21 protein-coding genes and 5 tRNA genes are annotated in these 15,898 nt (G+C 35.9%); 21 read left to right on the top strand and 5 right to left on the bottom strand.

The genetic code is table 11. The features are described 5' to 3' along the window. Nucleotides 1-30 precede the first annotated feature (30 nt). From SAUT_RS01470 to tkt, 9 genes are all read left to right on the top strand, one after another. Nucleotides 31-306 carry a NifU family protein gene (locus SAUT_RS01470; protein WP_013326100.1) on the top strand — a complete coding sequence of 92 codons (276 nt, stop codon included), beginning with the start codon at nt 31-33 and terminating at the stop codon, nt 304-306. A 7-nt stretch (nt 307-313) separates the two neighbouring features. Next, entirely contained in the window at nt 314-907 is a 594-nt protein-coding gene (locus tag SAUT_RS01475; protein WP_013326101.1) for a hypothetical protein, read from the top strand. Then, on the top strand, nt 897-2,192 hold the full coding sequence (locus tag SAUT_RS01480; protein WP_013326102.1) for a UDP-N-acetylmuramoyl-L-alanyl-D-glutamate--2,6-diaminopimelate ligase: 1,296 nt from the start codon (nt 897-899) through the stop codon (nt 2,190-2,192). Before SAUT_RS01475 ends, SAUT_RS01480 begins: the two co-directional genes overlap by 11 nt. Before the next feature lie 99 nt (nt 2,193-2,291). Further along, entirely contained in the window at nt 2,292-2,666 is a 375-nt protein-coding gene (locus SAUT_RS01485) for a (2Fe-2S) ferredoxin domain-containing protein (RefSeq protein ID WP_013326103.1), read from the top strand. Nucleotides 2,667-2,670: 4 nt separating this feature from the next. After that, a complete protein-coding gene (gene panD / locus SAUT_RS01490) occupies nt 2,671-3,036 on the top strand; it encodes an aspartate 1-decarboxylase (RefSeq protein ID WP_013326104.1) in 366 nt (121 codons plus the stop codon). A 15-nt stretch (nt 3,037-3,051) separates the two neighbouring features. Beyond that, entirely contained in the window at nt 3,052-3,345 is a 294-nt protein-coding gene (locus SAUT_RS01495; protein WP_013326105.1) for a YbaB/EbfC family nucleoid-associated protein, read from the top strand. After that, complete coding sequence (locus SAUT_RS01500) at nt 3,346-4,326, top strand: DUF7488 domain-containing protein (RefSeq protein ID WP_013326106.1); 981 nt, start codon at nt 3,346-3,348, stop codon at nt 4,324-4,326. 19 nt (nt 4,327-4,345) lie between these two features. Next, nucleotides 4,346-5,197: a polyprenyl synthetase family protein gene (locus tag SAUT_RS01505; RefSeq protein ID WP_013326107.1), complete on the top strand. Its 852-nt coding sequence runs from the start codon at nt 4,346-4,348 to the stop codon at nt 5,195-5,197. Nucleotide 5,198: 1 nt separating this feature from the next. Then, nucleotides 5,199-7,121, top strand: a complete 1,923-nt coding sequence (tkt, locus tag SAUT_RS01510; RefSeq protein ID WP_013326108.1) for a transketolase — start codon at nt 5,199-5,201, stop codon at nt 7,119-7,121. On the opposite strand, the gene SAUT_RS11000 is transcribed toward tkt, so the two are convergent. The 3 genes from SAUT_RS11000 to SAUT_RS01525 all read right to left on the bottom strand — a co-directional run bounded on the left by SAUT_RS11000 (nt 7,122) and on the right by SAUT_RS01525 (nt 9,796). Continuing rightward, the gene (locus SAUT_RS11000) at nt 7,122-8,231 is read right to left on the bottom strand and encodes a GGDEF domain-containing protein (RefSeq protein WP_013326109.1); all 1,110 of its coding nucleotides are present in this window, start codon (nt 8,229-8,231) and stop codon (nt 7,122-7,124) included. 79 nt (nt 8,232-8,310) lie between these two features. Then, the gene (locus tag SAUT_RS01520) at nt 8,311-8,733 is read right to left on the bottom strand and encodes a hypothetical protein (protein ID WP_013326110.1); all 423 of its coding nucleotides are present in this window, start codon (nt 8,731-8,733) and stop codon (nt 8,311-8,313) included. Between the two features lie 151 nt (nt 8,734-8,884). Next, nucleotides 8,885-9,796, bottom strand: a complete 912-nt coding sequence (locus tag SAUT_RS01525) for an AEC family transporter (RefSeq protein WP_013326111.1) — start codon at nt 9,794-9,796, stop codon at nt 8,885-8,887. 27 nt (nt 9,797-9,823) lie between these two features. On the opposite strand from SAUT_RS01525, the gene SAUT_RS01530 reads away from it, so the two are divergent. Further along, nucleotides 9,824-10,144, top strand: a complete 321-nt coding sequence (locus SAUT_RS01530) for a thioredoxin family protein (RefSeq protein ID WP_013326112.1) — start codon at nt 9,824-9,826, stop codon at nt 10,142-10,144. Here SAUT_RS01530 and SAUT_RS01535 read toward each other — a convergent pair. Both SAUT_RS01535 and SAUT_RS01540 read right to left on the bottom strand, forming a co-directional pair. After that, the gene (locus SAUT_RS01535; RefSeq protein WP_013326113.1) at nt 10,131-10,883 is read right to left on the bottom strand and encodes a TrmH family RNA methyltransferase; all 753 of its coding nucleotides are present in this window, start codon (nt 10,881-10,883) and stop codon (nt 10,131-10,133) included. The two genes, SAUT_RS01530 and SAUT_RS01535, sit on opposite strands and share 14 nt — an antisense overlap. Nucleotides 10,884-10,894: 11 nt before the next feature. Next, nucleotides 10,895-11,623: a YaaA family protein gene (locus tag SAUT_RS01540; protein ID WP_013326114.1), complete on the bottom strand. Its 729-nt coding sequence runs from the start codon at nt 11,621-11,623 to the stop codon at nt 10,895-10,897. Nucleotides 11,624-11,709: 86 nt separating this feature from the next. Between SAUT_RS01540 and SAUT_RS01545 the strand changes: the two genes are divergently transcribed. From SAUT_RS01545 to rplK, 11 genes are all read left to right on the top strand, one after another. Then, on the top strand, nt 11,710-12,492 hold the full coding sequence (locus SAUT_RS01545; RefSeq protein WP_013326115.1) for an MBL fold metallo-hydrolase: 783 nt from the start codon (nt 11,710-11,712) through the stop codon (nt 12,490-12,492). Between the two features lie 55 nt (nt 12,493-12,547). Next, a tRNA-Thr gene (locus tag SAUT_RS01550) sits at nt 12,548-12,624 on the top strand. A gap of 59 nt (nt 12,625-12,683) precedes the next feature. Next, nucleotides 12,684-12,768, top strand: a tRNA-Tyr gene (locus SAUT_RS01555). A 7-nt stretch (nt 12,769-12,775) separates the two neighbouring features. Continuing rightward, nucleotides 12,776-12,851: transfer RNA gene (locus tag SAUT_RS01560), tRNA-Gly, on the top strand. 154 nt (nt 12,852-13,005) lie between these two features. Beyond that, a tRNA-Thr gene (locus tag SAUT_RS01565) sits at nt 13,006-13,080 on the top strand. Between the two features lie 91 nt (nt 13,081-13,171). Further along, entirely contained in the window at nt 13,172-14,371 is a 1,200-nt protein-coding gene (gene tuf, locus SAUT_RS01570) for an elongation factor Tu (RefSeq protein ID WP_013326116.1), read from the top strand. A gap of 44 nt (nt 14,372-14,415) precedes the next feature. After that, on the top strand, nt 14,416-14,568 hold the full coding sequence (gene rpmG, locus SAUT_RS11125; RefSeq protein ID WP_083778292.1) for a 50S ribosomal protein L33: 153 nt from the start codon (nt 14,416-14,418) through the stop codon (nt 14,566-14,568). A 16-nt stretch (nt 14,569-14,584) separates the two neighbouring features. After that, nucleotides 14,585-14,660: transfer RNA gene (locus tag SAUT_RS01575), tRNA-Trp, on the top strand. A gap of 72 nt (nt 14,661-14,732) precedes the next feature. Beyond that, nucleotides 14,733-14,912 carry a preprotein translocase subunit SecE gene (gene secE / locus SAUT_RS01580; protein ID WP_013326117.1) on the top strand — a complete coding sequence of 60 codons (180 nt, stop codon included), beginning with the start codon at nt 14,733-14,735 and terminating at the stop codon, nt 14,910-14,912. Between the two features lie 10 nt (nt 14,913-14,922). Further along, entirely contained in the window at nt 14,923-15,450 is a 528-nt protein-coding gene (nusG, locus tag SAUT_RS01585) for a transcription termination/antitermination protein NusG (protein WP_013326118.1), read from the top strand. 20 nt (nt 15,451-15,470) lie between these two features. Next, nucleotides 15,471-15,896 carry a 50S ribosomal protein L11 gene (gene rplK, locus SAUT_RS01590; protein ID WP_013326119.1) on the top strand — a complete coding sequence of 142 codons (426 nt, stop codon included), beginning with the start codon at nt 15,471-15,473 and terminating at the stop codon, nt 15,894-15,896. The last annotated feature ends 2 nt before the right edge of the window (nt 15,897-15,898 follow it).

Consider the following 15,898-nt stretch of genomic DNA (forward strand, 5'->3'; position numbering starts at 1 on the left):
TAAAAGTGTTATAAACAAAAAAGGATAGAAATGATTCCATTTTCAGACGAAGAGTTATTAGAGCCGGTTAAACATGTAATAGACAAGGTACGTCCTTCTTTAGCACTTGATGGTGGAGATATAGATTTTATTACAGTGAAGAATGGCAATGTGTATGTACAATTAAAAGGTGCATGTATAGGGTGTGCAAGTAGCGGCAGTACATTAAAGTATGGAGTTGAAAGACAGTTGAGAATGGATATTCATCCTGAAATCACTGTTGTAAATGTTCCTGCCGGCATGGAAAACGACATAGACAATTTATAGAGGTGATATGGGTACAATAAGTAAATATAAAATATTATCACAGGCAAAAGAGAGCTTTTCAAAAGAAGAATACAAAAGTGCTTTAGAAAAATTTGCACAGGTTTTGCAAAATTATCCTAACTCAAAAGAGGCTTTCAACGGTGTTATACTTTCTGAAATGGCTATGAGCGGAGAAGAAGGTGCCGAAGCACTATTTGATTATTATGAAATACTCAGAGAAGAAGATAAAGAAGAGGCTGACTCTATTATGAGTGAAATACTTGAAGGTATGGATGGTTCTTTAGAAAAATTAAGTGAAGTTTTCGCTGAACCTTTGCGTAACAGATTAGAATTTGAAGAAGGAATTCTTTACAGTGATTTTCAGAAAATTTTGCAAGAGGGTGGGGATTTTGTAGAAACTTTTGAAAATATTATGTTCTCTACCAGAGTTATTATAACAAGTAAAGAAGATTTTTTAGATTTTTTAGACAAATTAATAGAACATGATTTCGCACAAATGGCATTAACATATTTAGAAAATGCATTAAGTGTATACCCCGATGATAAACTTTTGAGAAAATTACTGAAAAAACTGGCACAGGGAAAAAGTATTGAAAATTGAATTACCAGACCAGGCTTATAAATACGTAACAGAAAACTCTGGGGAGTGTGATGAAGAAACAGCTTTTGTATTGACACATCAAAACAGAGCCTATTTGGAAGATGCAAAACAACATAATGCGCACTCTATTATTAAAATAGAAGACATCGCAGAACTTTTTGGTGTCAATAAAATTAAGATTATTGGTATTACTGGTACAAACGGTAAAACTACTACAGCAAGTGCAATCTATTCATTTTTACTTGATTTAGGCTATAAAGCTGCTCTGCAGGGGACGCGTGGCCTTTTTATGAATGATGAAGTGTGTGAGGGTAAAACTCTGACGACGCCTTCTGTGCTTAATACCTATAAACATATTTATCAGGCAGTATGTGCGGGATGTGAATATTTTATCATGGAAGTAAGTTCACATGCCTTGGTGCAACGAAGAATTGAAGGTCTGAAGTTTGAATTAAAAATTTTGACAAATATTACGCAAGACCATTTGGATTATCATAAAACTATAGAAGAATATATAGCAGTAAAAAATGGTTTCTTTCAAGATGAAAGCAAAAAACTCATCAATAAAGATGAACCAAAGGCCGCATTTAATTTTAAAAATGCCTACACATATGGTATTGAGAATCCTGCTACATACAGACTGATGGCATACTCACTCAATGAAGGTTCAAGCGGTATTATCCAGCATTTTCAAGAAATTGTTCCTTTTACCGCATCTCTTCATGGTTTTTTCAACCTCTATAATCTCATGGCAGCAATAGCAGCAACGCACCTTATAACAGATAAAACCTTAGAAGAAATAGCAGACGTTGTCGATAATTTTGCAGGAGTCAGCGGAAGAATGGAACAGGTCTGTGCGGCACCGAATGTTATAGTGGACTTTGCGCATACGCCAGACGGTATGCAACAGGTACTCAATGCCCTAAAAGAAAAAGAGCTCATTGTTGTCTTTGGTGCAGGCGGAGACAGAGACAGACTAAAGCGTCCTATTATGGGCAGGGTAGCTGCAAGTCTTGCTAAAAAAGTGATTGTTACAAGTGATAATCCGCGTCATGAAGATCCCGAGATTATCATAGATGATATTTTAGAAGGTATTCAAGATAAAACAAATATCATAGTTGAGCTCAATAGAAAAAAAGCAATACAAATGGCACTTGATATGCAAGAAGATGAAGAGGTTGTTGTAATACTTGGAAAAGGTGATGAAGCATATCAGGTTATTTATGATGAGAAGTTTGCTTTTGATGACAGAGAGGTAGTTAAAGAGTTATTAAATTTGAGTTAAAAACTTACAAATCAGCTTAAAAAACCAAACTTCTTTCGCCTTATTAGAAAATAAGAGTATATTTTTGTTATAATTGCGAAAAAATTAAGGACAATTTCTATGGGAATCCCTCAACCGGCATTTTATATCTTCAAGTGTGAGCAGTCTGCTCCTCCAGGTATGCCAAAACCTTCATGTGTTACACCTGCAACGCAGGACTTATTTCAATATCTTGCTCAAAAATTGATGCAAGAAGGAATTATGGGAACAGTACAGCCGATTCGTACATCTTGCATGAATCGTTGTTCTGCAGGGCCTGTAATGCTTGTTGAACCGGGACATACAATGTATGCAGGCCTTACAAAAGAAAAAATCGATAAAATTATTTCTGAGCATATTATCGGCGGTAATGTAGTTGAAGAATATGTTATTGATGCTGAAATGTGGGATGAACCAATTTCACCGGCTGATATGCAAAAGCAAATGGGTAGATAAAATAATGACGATAGAAATGTTGTACAGCAAAATCCATCGTGCTACAGTAACTGATGCCAATTTAAACTATGTCGGCTCAATTACTATAGATGAAGAGTTGTTAGAAGCTTCAAAGATGAGAGTTGGACAGAAAGTAGAAATACTTAACATTAATAATGGTGAGCGATTTTCTACCTATATCATTTTAGGCGAGCGCGGAAAACGTGATATCTGCTTGAATGGTGCAGCTGCAAGAAAAGTGCACAAAGGCGATAAAATCATAGTCGTTGCGTATGCAACATATGATGAAAGGGAGCTTGAAAATTATAAGCCCCGTGTTGTTCTTTTAAATGATGAAAACAATATAGACGCAATCCACGAAGAGATTTAATTGTGAGATGGAATAATGTTTAGTAATTTGGGCGATATGGGAAAAATGCTTGAAGGGATGCAGGAAAATGCTGCAAAACTTCAAGAAGAACTTGCCTCTAAAACTTTTAGCGTAAAAAGCGGCGGCGGATTGATTGAGCTTACACTTAACGGTAACGGTGAAGTTATTGATTTAAGTATTGATGATGAACTTTTAGAAGATAAAGAAGCCCTACAGATATTGCTTATCGGTGCCATCAATGATGCAAATAAAATGGTACAACAAAATCAACAAAGCAGTGCAATGAGCATGCTTGGTGGACTAAAATAGGTGTTACGCCTATTTATAGCGTTTCATCTTCTTTTTCTAAATCTTTATGCCTGCAAAGGCGGCTATACTTCCTGTGTTCAAAAAGCAAAAGATGCAAAAATTATGCAACAAAATTCTCTTTATATTCCTATAAAATATGATCAGCGCATTGTTTATTCACATAAGAAGCCAAAATCTAAAATTTTAAAATATGACCCATTCTTATCTCTTTATCTTATAGAAGATCAAAAACCTTTTGCCTATCCCTATGATATTAATATGCGCCTACAGCTTGGAACAGCTATACTTAATGATAAGACGGCCAAAGAAAGCAGAATAGTACAGCATCAAATAGGACTCAATTTTTTTGGAAAATATAATCAAAAACTTCCTGCACCGGCTATTATTAGCAGTAGTTGCTGCTCTTTAGAGGCCATAGTAAGCTACAAAGGAGTTATTGAAAAAGAGTATCTGCAATATTTTCTCAAAACAAAAACAGCCCTTTATTCTGATATTGGAATACGTGTGCATGATGAAAATAGATTGGTGTTGGTAAATGCAAGTGACCCATTTATAACAAACAACCCTTTTAAAGTGCAAGATTGTATAGTAATGTATGATAATAAAAAAATTAAAAATGCCGCATCATTAATGAGAAAAATTCTTTTTAGTCCCCTAGGCTCAAAACATACAGTAAAAGTAAAACGCGGTGCAAAGTTTCTAACCTTTAAAGTCCAAAGCAGACAAAGATATGGCGGCGGTTTTTTGAGCGATACATTTTTAGAACAAAAAGGCATTTATTTTGATGAGGGCTTACATGTAAGCTCTTTGAATAAAAAGTTTCAAAGTTACGGGCTTAAAATTGGAGACAAGCTGATTCAGGTAAACGGAGTTGCTGTCCAAAACCAGAATGAACTGCGCCGCTATATAGAAAATTTTAAAGATTATTCCTCACTTTTATTTGAGCGTAATAAGTTTCAGTTTTTTGTAAATATTAAGTAGAAAAACAATACAATTTCAAATGCAAAACTTCGAGCAATTTTTATTAGACAACTTACCAACATCAAAAAGCATTCACCCTACTTACGAGAGTGCATTGCAAAATATGCTTGAAGCCGGCGGCAAAAGATTTCGTCCTGCGCTTTTACTTGGTGTTGTTAAAGCTTATAACCCTTTAATGCTGGAATCTGCAAGACATGCAGCCTTGGCAGTAGAGTTCTTGCATACTTATTCTCTTATCCACGATGACCTGCCTGCTATGGATGATTCACCCCTGCGTCGTGGTAAACCTACTTTACATGTAAGCTTCGATGAAGTAACTGCGATTTTAGTCGGAGATGCACTCAATACCTACTCTTTTGAAGTATTGGCAAATGCTCCTTTTTCAGATGAGACAAGAGTAAAACTCATTCGTGAACTTGCAAGTAACGGTGGACTCAACGGTATGGTTTTGGGGCAGGCGATTGACTGTTATTTTGAAAATAAGCCCTTAGCCGTTGAAGATATTAAAACACTCCATACAAACAAAACGGCAAAACTCATTGCAGCTTCTTTAAAAATGGGAGCTTTGATTGTTGGACGGGATGATGCAGCAGATAAACTCTATGATTTTGGAATTAAGCTAGGATTGTTGTTTCAGATTCAAGACGATATTTTAGATGTAACCCAAAGCTCCCAGGAGGCAGGAAAACTGACAAATAATGATGAAGATAAAAACAGTTTTGTTACTATTTTGGGGCTTGAAGAAGCAACAAATGAGGCAAATATTTTAGCAGATGAGCTAAATAATGAAATGTGTAATTTTGATGAGAGCTTACAGCGTGAGTTGTCACCTTTATTAACGAAGTATATAAATAGACACAAGGAACAATAATATGGATACTAATAAAATGCGTCAAAAAATGGCAAACACAATAAGATTTTTAGCAGCAGATATGGTGCAAAAGGCTAATTCAGGCCATCCGGGTGCACCGATGGGGCTTGCAGATGTTGCAGTGGTTTTAAGTGAACATCTCAATCATAATCCAAAAAACCCTCAGTGGCTTAATCGTGACAGACTTGTATTTTCAGGCGGGCATGCAACGGGTCTTATATATTCACTCTATTACCTTTGGGGATATGGCTTGGAGATGGAAGACTTGAAGCAGTTCCGTCAACTTGATTCAAAAACACCGGGACATCCGGAATACGGTCACACTGAAGGTGTAGAAATTACAACAGGTCCTTTGGGCCAAGGTGTTGCCAATGCTGTTGGTTTTTCAATGGCCTCAAAATTTGTAGGTGCACAGGTAAACTCTGAAACTGCAAAACTCGTTGATCATCATGTGTATTGTCTTTGTGGTGACGGTGACTTGGAAGAGGGTATAAGTTATGAGGCCTGTTCACTTGCAGGGCACAATAAACTTGACAATCTCATTTTGATTTATGATTCAAACCGTATTACTATTGAAGGAAATACGGACTTGAGTATTTCTGAAGATATTCGTGCACGTTTTGAAGCTCAGGGCTGGGAAGTGTTAGAGTGTAACGGACATGATTATATTGAAATTGATGCGACTATAACGCAGGCGAAAAAAGCTGACAGACCAGTTTTAATTATAGCAAATACTATCATTGCAAAGGGTGCAGGTCCTCTTGAAGGTTCTCACCATGCACATGGTGCTCCACTTGGAGAAGATGTTATTGCCGATGGAAAAAGAGGTGCAGGTTTTGATCCTGAGAAAAAGTTCTTTGTTCCCCAAGATGTCATGATACGTTTTAGATGTGCTATAGAAGAGGGTGATTTAGTAGAGCGCGAATGGATTCATTCACTTAAAACTGCTCCTTTAATGGAACAAAATGAAGCACTAAAAGCTCTTTTAAACCATGATTATTCAAGAATACAGTGGCCGGCTTTTGAAAAAGCGGACGCAACAAGAAATACAAACGGAAAAATACTGAATGCTATCGCCAAAGCTATTCCAGGATTTATAGGAGGCTCGGCAGATTTAAGCCCGTCTAATAAAACATATCTGAATGATATGGGTGTTTATCCTAAGGGTAAAAATATCTATTTTGGTATTCGTGAGCATGCTATGGCGGCTATTGCAAATGCAATGGCACTTTATGGTCCTTTGATGCCGTTTACTTCTACATTCTTTGTTTTTTCAGATTATATGAAACCTGCAGCGAGGATTGCGGCACTCTCTGGTATTCAACAGTTCTTTATATGGACGCATGACAGTATCGGTGTAGGTGAAGATGGTCCTACGCATGAGCCGATTGAACAATTATCACAGTTTCGTGCATTACCTAACTTTTATGTATGGCGTCCGGCTGATGGAGCGGAAAATATAGAGGCTTGGAAAACAGCACTTGCAATGGAGAACTCGCCGTCTGCTTTTGTATGTTCTCGTCAAAGTCTTGCAGTTGTACCTGCTCCTGTAAAAGGTGAAATCAACCGTGGTGGATATCTTTTAGCAAGTGATGAAAATGCCGTAATTACGCTTATGGCTTCAGGAAGTGAAGTTGAATTGGCGCTAAAAACAAAAGAAGCACTCAATGAAAAAGGTGTACCGGCAAATGTTGTTTCTGTGCCTTGTTATGATTTATTTATAGAGCAAGATAAAGCATACATAGATGAAATCATAATTCCAGATACGAAAAAAGTGGCTATTGAAGCGGCTCGTGGATTGGAGTGGTACCGTTTTGCTGATGAAGTCATCGGTATGGATACATTTGGTGCATCTGCACCGGCAAAAGATCTGTTTGAGAAATTCGGGTTTACTGTAGATGCAGTACTTTCAAAAATAAAGTAATTAGTTTGATTCTTGACTGATTTGGCTTTGGTTTCTGCCATTATATTTGGCAGTATACAGAGCTTTGTCGGCGTCTTTATAAAGTAAACCTATATTGTTCTCTTGCGGATGTGAGAGCGTGGCAATACCTATACTCACTGTTAAAAACTCAGATATTTTTGATGTTCTATGCTCTATTTTTAAATCTTCTATAATTTTTGTAAGTTGAGATGCCCATTGTTGTGCCTTTTGTTTCTCTTTTGAGAGAATTATTCCTGCGAACTCTTCCCCACCGAGCCTAAAAACGAAATCATCTCCTCTTTGTATATGCTTTTTTAGTACCTGCGCTACTTCAATAAGAGCTTCATCACCCTGAATATGTCCATAATTGTCATTATATAATTTAAAATAGTCAATATCTAAAATGAAAAATGTGATGCAAAGATTTTGTCTTTTAGCCAAAGCAGCGAGTTTTACTATCATGTTGTCATAATATCTTCTGTTGTACAAACCTGTAAGCTGGTCGGTAATTGATTGGAGGTGCAGTTCTTTAGTTCTTTGAAGTTCTTTCGCTCTAGCACGTTGTAAATCTTGTTGTGCTTTGTCTAAAAGTGCCTCATAGATATACATACAGAGCGTTAAAACAGTTGAAGCAAGGACTAATCGCATCCAATCAGTAAAAAGCCACTGGCCGGAATCCCATACATTAATATAATGATATGAAAGCACGAAAAGTATTGCATAAAAAAGGAGTGAAAAATATAAACCTACTCTCTTTCCGTTAGTAATGATGGCAAAAATAGGGACAAAAATAGTCCATATTAAAGAAAAATGTTCAGCTTGAGAGATGTAAGCAAAAATAAGAAAAAAGATAACAATGTTGAATGTAGCAATACGAATAGTTAAAATGATATTTTTTGAATTTTGCATATAAATATATGCGAAGATGGCAACAAAAGCAGATATGAAATCTATTACAGATGCCTTATATTGATGCATAAAGAGATTAATAAAAATAAAAAGAGAAAACAAAACGATACTGGAGAGGAGTGCAAATTTTATGACAATATATCTTCTATTGCAAAAATCATCTCCTCTTTCCAATGTTAAAAAATCTAATATTTTATTCATATGATAATTATATCACAAATACTTATGAATGGCTATGTCCTGTTTTCATACGGTGATGTTGTTTGAATTCTGCTGTCAACTAAGTAGAGCCCCTGAGTATACTCTTCTCACGGTGGAGAAATATCGCAAGATGTATGGCGTTTTCTTTGCCGTCTAATGAACAGTCGATTGATTTTAAGAGCGTATGAAACTGCTCTTTTGTAATCATAGATTTTTCTTTATCCATTACATGTATGCTTCTTCGCTTGAGTACAACCTCTTTTGACTCTTGGCTGGGCTCTCTTGCGACTTTGCATTTATTTGTTTTGGGTTTGGGAAGCTGTATCAGTGATATCGCTTTTTCTACTTCTGTAATAATCGGCCACCCATGCATAGAGGGACTGAGCCTGTTTGCAATGCCCTCATAGGTTTGAGGCAGTGCCTCTAAAAGCGGTGCGAGATTGAGATTTGATGAGGATTCTGCTTTAGAAACAATGAGAAGCATATCAGGTTTTTCATCCAAGAGGCTATTGAAAAAGCAGGCAAATACGACTTCTCAATGGTAAAAGATTTGCTGAGTGTGGCACTTGCCCCTTTTGATGAATACAAAGAGCTGGAGTATCTTGCAAAACCGACACCCAAAGTGCAAAAAATATAAAACTGAGCTGTTCTTCTTAAGCTAGATACGAGAGTATTTTTACTGCGAAAAAAATAACACCTAAAAAAAGAACAGAGGAGATGAAAACCAGTGCTGTTACAAGTTTTGGTTCACAATCATACAATGAGGCAAGGTTGACATTGGCAACGGCAAGAGGCATTAAAAGTTCTATAAATATTATACCTTTTATCATCGGCTCTAAGTTGATATTAAATAAAATAATAAAAGCGATAAGCGGCAGGAAGATAAACTTTAGCGACATGACCCAGGTAATAAGTTTTTTATTAATCTCTCGTATTTTAATATCATACAGGTAGATACCAAACAGGAAAAGCTGCATAGTCATAGAGGCATAAGCGCCCATCATCAGCATATTCATCACTGCATCCGAAGGTGTATAGTGATTGACGCTTAAAACAATAGCAATAACAGCAGCCCAGAGTATAGGCAGTTTGATAATATTTTTTAGTGATGTTTTTGCATTAAAATTACCACGGGAATAAAAGTAGACACCTACAGTATAGACAACAAATACGTTTACAAGGTTGACAACAGTTGTATAAGGTATAGAAGCTTCACCAAAAATTGCTATATTTAGAGGAATGCCCAGATTACCCGTGTTTCCTATAATGGATGCCACCATAGCAATGGAATACTCTTTTTTTTGTGAAAAAAGTTTTGAAGCAAAAAGTGCTGAAATAAGTAGTACAAAAATAACTATAAAGAGGTATATACCGGGTGCATAGAGCAGTGTAATATTTACAGGATGCAGTAAAAGCCCCCAAAAGGTTAAAAAAACTTGTAAAAAGTAGACATTCAAGAGGGTAATAGTCCGCTCATCAATTTTGTCTTTAAAACTCATTTTGGATATATACCCCATAAGAATAAAAACATAAATACTGAGAATTGAAAAAATAATTGAACTCATAAGAGAATTATACAGTATAATTTTATTATGAATACAATAAAAAATATAGAGCAGACAATAAAAGAAAATTTGGCAGTGATGTTATACTTTTCAGCACCTACATGTAATGTATGCCATGCACTTAAACCAAAATTACTAGAGGCAATAGATAAAAATTTTAAAGAGTTTACAGTGATAAGCATTGACACTTCAATTGAGCAGGAGATTGCTGCACATTTTAGTGTTTTTGCCATTCCTACCATTTTAGTTTTTTTAGACGGCAAAGAATTTTTAAGGAAATCCCGTCATATGAGTGTCGATGAGGTCGTTCGAGAGATTAAACGTCCTTATGAAATTATGATGTCATAAATGCAATGAGTGAAGCCGTCACAGCGACGTTTAAAGATTCTACACCTCTGTTCATAGGAATTGAGACAGAATTATTACATAGTTTCGCGACTTCATGACTCACTCCCTCGTTTTCATTTCCTAAAACATATATTGTTTTTTCACTCTCTTGAATGTCATAAATAGTGGTTTTGGCATATGAAGAGAGTGTGTAGATTTTTGCTTCTTGTTGCTCGGTTAATACCTCTTGGAGAGTATTGCAAAAATATATAGGCAGTTTGAAAAGTGTGCCGGCACTTGCTTTTACAACAAGCGGAGAGATTTTTGCCGAGTTTTTCTTTGGCAGTATAATGCCGTCAATGTTTCCGGCCGCGCATGAGCGAATAATCATTCCTAAGTTTTGAGGATTTTGTATACCGTCAAGTGCTATAAGTCTGTACTTTGTAAGTTCTTTTAGCATGTTTACATGTAAATATGTTTTTGAAATAATATCAATCGCAACACCTTGATCCTGTTTTGCATTTTTGCTTATGCGTGAAAGAGCGGCTTTATCATGCTTCACAATTTCAATATCTCTCTCTTTTGCAAGCAGAAGAATCTTTTTGACAGCCCCGTCCGGTTTGTTTGAATCAGCAAGATGCAGTTTGTGGATTTCAATGGATTTATCCTGTAAAATTTCCACGATAACATTTCTGCCATAGAGAGTGATGATTTTTTCAAAAAATGCTTTTTTATCTTTGTACTCTTGTGAGTCTTTCATATGTTTGTCTCCTATTCTACTATATTGTAAACTATTTCTCTTTTTAGTTTTTGTTCTATTATCTCATGAATCTGCAAATTTTCTATCTCTAGTTTCATATAATCTTCTAAAGTGTTTACACCGGCTTTAGCAATTTCACGCAAAACTATGCCTCGGTATGCTTTGGCCCAGTGTGAAACTGTTTTACCGTTTTTTAAAAACTTCAAAGTAGTGTAAGGTTTTGAGAGTTTGTAAAATTTGTCATAGTAACCTGCCCGCAAATCTAAAACATCATGTCCTGTAAGATATAAATCAAGTTGATAGGAAAAGCGTTCTTTATAAAACTTGTCTGGCGAAATATCTCCAACGCTGTTGCCTTGCTTTACTTTATAATTAGCAATGATATCGCCGCCAAGTATAGGACCATAAAGATTTGAAAATATCAAGGTATTGCTTTTTAAAAATGTTTGTGCATTCGGAGTGAGCGAGGCATATTGTAAATAATCATAGGCTACACCCTGGTATCGTTGTATGGCAGCCATTAAAGGTGAATTGTATAGATCATTGATGTATGGCTGACATTCACTGAATTTTTTAAAACCAAATAACTGTTTTATTTTTTCTTCATCACCGCTAAGAACAATATTATTGTAAGTGTCTAAAATTTCTTTTCTGGCATCTAGCGCACCAAAAAGCTCTTTAGGCTTTTCATCGCTACCGCTCTTTTTTCCTTCTGATGGGGAAAATAATATTTTTAACATTATTCATATACCTTTGTAAAAACTATTAATGCAATTATATCTACATAAATGCTATAATAGTTTCAAAACAGCAAAAAGTGTATAGAATGTATAAAAACAGTATCAAAATATTGGGAGCATACGGAACGAAAGCGAAGGGTTTCGGCACGACCTCATTTATGTTGAACCGTCACACGGTTATAGATGCGGGGAACCTTTTAGATGCTTTAGCAGAAGACTCTTTACATATAGAGAACATCTATTTGACACATTCGCATCTTGATCATATCTCAGATATTGCTTATATTATAGATAACTATTTTTGCAAAAGAAGTAAAACATTAAATATTATAGGACTGCCGCAAACAATTCAAGCACTCAAAGAACACTTTTTAAATGACATTATATGGCCGGATTTTTCTAAAATCCCTTTAGAAAACTCTGATGTAATAGCTGTAAAATATAGTGAATTATATTTAAATGAAGAATATCATCTAGATAAACAGACTACTTTGACACCTGTTCGTACCGACCACACCGTACCAAGTTGCGGATACATATATAAAGTAAATAATGCAGGTGTCCTCATTACTGCAGATACATTTTCATTGGAGAATATAATCAATACTGTAAATAATGATATGCAGATAAAATCATTAGTAGTGGAGTGCTCTTTTTCATCAAATATGCAAACATTGGCAGAAGTAAGCAAACATTTAACACCAAAACTGCTTTTTCAAGCATTAAAAAAATTAAAAAGAGATGATATTACTCTTTACATTAATCATATAAAACCATCATGTTTGGAAGAAATTTCCACAGAAATAGAAGCATTCAGGGGAAATTTCAAGCCGATTATACTAAAAGACGGTGATTTTATAACTTTTTAGCAAAAACCCTTGACATTGATTTTATTTTGCACTATAATTCTGGCTCAAATTCGATGCCGACATAGCTCAGTTGGCTAGAGCAGCTGATTTGTAATCAGCAGGCCCGGGGTTCAAATCCTCGTGTCGGCACCATTGAATTTTGAATATTAGAAACAGTGTTAGACCAGAAAAACATTTTAAAATGTAAACGTGGTGGGATAGTCAAGTGGCCAACGACGGCAGACTGTAAATCTGCTCCCTATGGGTTCAGAGGTTCGACTCCTCTTCCCACCACCATTCACATGCGGGTGTAACTCAGTGGCTAGAGTTCCTGCCTTCCAAGCAGGCTGTCGAGGGTTCGAATCCCTTCACCCGCTCCACTAGTGATTCTGGAAGCTGAAGTATAATTTCTATCTTACTTCATATAATCTATATATTTTTGTAAAAATAAATTTATAGAGTAATCTAATCACAAAAAAACTAATATTAAAATAAAAAAGAATTATTCAATTATTGCTTAGTATAATCTCGTTTGCTCTCGTGGCTCAGGGGTAGAGCACTTCCTTGGTAAGGAAGAGGTCGGCGGTTCAAATCCGCTCGTGAGCTCCATAAAAGCAAAGATTATGTTTTAATTAAGCAATAATTGAATGATTTTTGGGTATAATTCCATTTCAATTCACAATTAAAGTAGGAGAAAACTATGGCAAAAGAAAAGTTTGAACGTAACAAACCCCATGTTAATATTGGTACTATTGGTCACGTTGATCACGGTAAAACAACATTAACAGCAGCTATTACTGCAGTGCTTGCAGTTAAAAATGGTGCAAAATTTATGGATTATGATGCAATCGATAACGCACCTGAAGAAAGAGAGCGTGGTATTACTATCGCTACTTCACACGTAGAGTACGAAACTGATACACGTCACTATGCACACGTTGATTGTCCAGGTCACGCGGATTATGTTAAAAACATGATTACCGGTGCTGCACAAATGGATGGTGCTATTCTTGTTGTTTCTGCAGCGGATGGCCCAATGCCACAAACTCGTGAGCATATCCTTCTTTCAAAACAAGTTGGTGTACCATATATCGTTGTTTTCATGAATAAAGAAGATATGGTTGATGATGAAGAGTTATTAGAACTAGTTGAAATGGAAATTCGTGAACTTTTAGATATGTATGAATTCCCAGGTGATGATACACCAATTACTGCAGGTTCTGCTCTTAAAGCTCTTGAAGAAGCAAAAACTGGTACTCTTGGTGAATGGTCTGAAAAAATTGTTGCACTTATGGATACTGTTGATGAGTACATTCCTGAACCAGTACGTGAAACTGACAAAGATTTCTTAATGCCTGTTGAAGATGTTTTCTCAATCTCTGGTCGTGGTACAGTTGTTACTGGACGTATCGAGCGTGGTGTAGTTAAAGTCGGTGAAGAAGTAGAAATCGTTGGTATCAAAGATACACAAAAAACTACTGTTACTGGTGTTGAAATGTTCCGTAAAGAAATGGAGCAGGGTGAAGCTGGTGATAACTGTGGTATCCTAGTTCGTGGTATTGCGAAAGATGAAGTTGAACGTGGTCAAGTACTTTGTAAGCCAGGTACAATTACACCTCATACTAAGTTTACTGCAGAAATTTATGTTCTAAGTAAAGATGAGGGTGGTCGTCATACTCCATTCTTCAATGGTTATCGTCCACAATTCTATGTACGTACAACAGACGTTACTGGAGCAATCACTTTACCAGAAGGTACTGAAATGGTTATGCCAGGTGATAACGTAAGTATTACTGCTGAGTTAATTCACCCAATTGCAATGGAACAAGGTACTAAGTTCGCTATCCGTGAAGGTGGTAGAACAGTTGGTGCTGGTGTTGTTGCAGAGATTCTTGCATAATTCGCTCATGCGAATATGCAAAATCCTATAAAAGGTAATTTAACATGAGAGAAGCAATTCACTTAGGTTGTGAGAAATGTACAAGACGTAATTATCACACAACAAAAAACAAAAAGACTCACACTGAGAAATTTTCAGTAAGAAAATACTGTAAATGGTGTAAAGAGCACACAAATCACAAAGAGATGAAGCTGTAAGCTTCGCTCTTTTTTTAGGCGTATAGCTCCAATGGTAGAGCACCGGATTCCAAATCCGGGTGTTGGGAGTTCGAGCCTCTCTACGCCTGCCACACATTTATTATTAGTAGAGCAGATCTGCTTTATTTATAATAAATGACATTTCAATATATGGAAAGAAATAGATGAATTTAAGTAAAGTTATCAGTAATGCAAGATTAGAGTTAAGTAAAGTTATCTTTCCTACCAAAGGTCAGGTAAAACAAGCATATATCGCCGTTGTAATCGTTGTCTCAGCAGTGGCTGCATTTCTTGCATTGGTTGATTTACTTATGTCATCTATTATGTCTGTAATTTTAGGTTAAGGAGTTAGTTATGGCACATCAATGGTACTCTATACAGACCTATGGTAGCGACAGAACGGTTAGAGATGCAATCTTTAATATGATAGAAGAACATGGTTTACAAGATTATATTACAGATGTAATTGTCCCGACTGAGGATGTTATAGAAGTAAAAGATGGAAAGAAAAAAGTAAGTGAAAGATCTTTATATTCTGGATATGTATTTGCTCGTATAGATTTAAATACAGAAATACAGCATATGATTCAATCTATACCGAAAGTTTCAGGTTTTATCGGTGAGGGTAATGTTCCTACACCTCTAAGTGAACATGACATTAATGTTATCTTAGATCGTGTAAATAACCGTGCAGCACCAAAACCAAAAGTATTTTTTGATAATGGTGAAACTGTTCGTATTATTGATGGACCTTTTGCTAACTTTACAGCAACTGTTGACGAGTATGATTTAGAACATGGTACTCTAAAACTTAATGTTTCGATTTTTGGAAGAGCTACACCTGTAGATATCTCTTACACTCAAGTCGAAAAAATAATTTAAATTCATAAAAAGGAAAGATTATGGCAAAAAAAGTCATGGATTATATCAAGCTACAAATTGAAGCTGGTAAAGCTAACCCGGCACCACCAGTAGGACCAGCACTAGGACAACGTGGTGTTAACATCATGGAATTCTGTAAAGCGTTTAATGAAAAAACAAAAGATAAAATGGGATTCAAAGTTCCTGTTGTTATTACTGTTTATAATGACAGAAGTTTCTCTTTTGTTACAAAACAACCACCTGCATCTGAATTATTGATGAAAGCAGCTGGCCTTAAAAAAGGAAGTGATAACCCACTTAAAAACAAAGTAGGTTCATTGACTCGTGCACAGCTTATGGAAGTTGTTGAAGCAAAAATTGAAGATTTAAATACAGATGACAAAGATATGGCTGCTAATACATTAGCCGGTTCTGCACGTTCAATCGGTATAGAAATTAAAGACTAATT

The organism is Sulfurimonas autotrophica DSM 16294 (genome assembly GCF_000147355.1).
In the GTDB taxonomy this organism is placed as follows: Bacteria; Campylobacterota; Campylobacteria; order Campylobacterales; family Sulfurimonadaceae; genus Sulfurimonas; species Sulfurimonas autotrophica.

What these genes read in the sequence shown, in the direction of transcription:
- SAUT_RS01470 (WP_013326100.1), top strand. Translation starts at nt 31, where the DNA reads ATGATTCCATTTTCAGACGAAGAGTTATTAGAGCCGGTTAAACATGTA.
- SAUT_RS01475 (WP_013326101.1), top strand. Translation starts at nt 314, where the DNA reads ATGGGTACAATAAGTAAATATAAAATATTATCACAGGCAAAAGAGAGC.
- SAUT_RS01485 (WP_013326103.1), top strand. Translation starts at nt 2,292, where the DNA reads ATGGGAATCCCTCAACCGGCATTTTATATCTTCAAGTGTGAGCAGTCT.
- panD (WP_013326104.1), top strand. Translation starts at nt 2,671, where the DNA reads ATGACGATAGAAATGTTGTACAGCAAAATCCATCGTGCTACAGTAACT.
- SAUT_RS01495 (WP_013326105.1), top strand. Translation starts at nt 3,052, where the DNA reads ATGTTTAGTAATTTGGGCGATATGGGAAAAATGCTTGAAGGGATGCAG.
- SAUT_RS01505 (WP_013326107.1), top strand. Translation starts at nt 4,346, where the DNA reads ATGCAAAACTTCGAGCAATTTTTATTAGACAACTTACCAACATCAAAA.
- tkt (WP_013326108.1), top strand. Translation starts at nt 5,199, where the DNA reads ATGGATACTAATAAAATGCGTCAAAAAATGGCAAACACAATAAGATTT.
- SAUT_RS11000 (WP_013326109.1), bottom strand. Translation starts at nt 8,231, where the DNA reads ATGAATAAAATATTAGATTTTTTAACATTGGAAAGAGGAGATGATTTT.
- SAUT_RS01525 (WP_013326111.1), bottom strand. Translation starts at nt 9,796, where the DNA reads ATGAGTTCAATTATTTTTTCAATTCTCAGTATTTATGTTTTTATTCTT.
- SAUT_RS01530 (WP_013326112.1), top strand. Translation starts at nt 9,824, where the DNA reads ATGAATACAATAAAAAATATAGAGCAGACAATAAAAGAAAATTTGGCA.
- SAUT_RS01535 (WP_013326113.1), bottom strand. Translation starts at nt 10,883, where the DNA reads ATGAAAGACTCACAAGAGTACAAAGATAAAAAAGCATTTTTTGAAAAA.
- SAUT_RS01540 (WP_013326114.1), bottom strand. Translation starts at nt 11,623, where the DNA reads ATGTTAAAAATATTATTTTCCCCATCAGAAGGAAAAAAGAGCGGTAGC.
- SAUT_RS01545 (WP_013326115.1), top strand. Translation starts at nt 11,710, where the DNA reads ATGTATAAAAACAGTATCAAAATATTGGGAGCATACGGAACGAAAGCG.
- tuf (WP_013326116.1), top strand. Translation starts at nt 13,172, where the DNA reads ATGGCAAAAGAAAAGTTTGAACGTAACAAACCCCATGTTAATATTGGT.
- rpmG (WP_083778292.1), top strand. Translation starts at nt 14,416, where the DNA reads ATGAGAGAAGCAATTCACTTAGGTTGTGAGAAATGTACAAGACGTAAT.
- secE (WP_013326117.1), top strand. Translation starts at nt 14,733, where the DNA reads ATGAATTTAAGTAAAGTTATCAGTAATGCAAGATTAGAGTTAAGTAAA.
- nusG (WP_013326118.1), top strand. Translation starts at nt 14,923, where the DNA reads ATGGCACATCAATGGTACTCTATACAGACCTATGGTAGCGACAGAACG.
- rplK (WP_013326119.1), top strand. Translation starts at nt 15,471, where the DNA reads ATGGCAAAAAAAGTCATGGATTATATCAAGCTACAAATTGAAGCTGGT.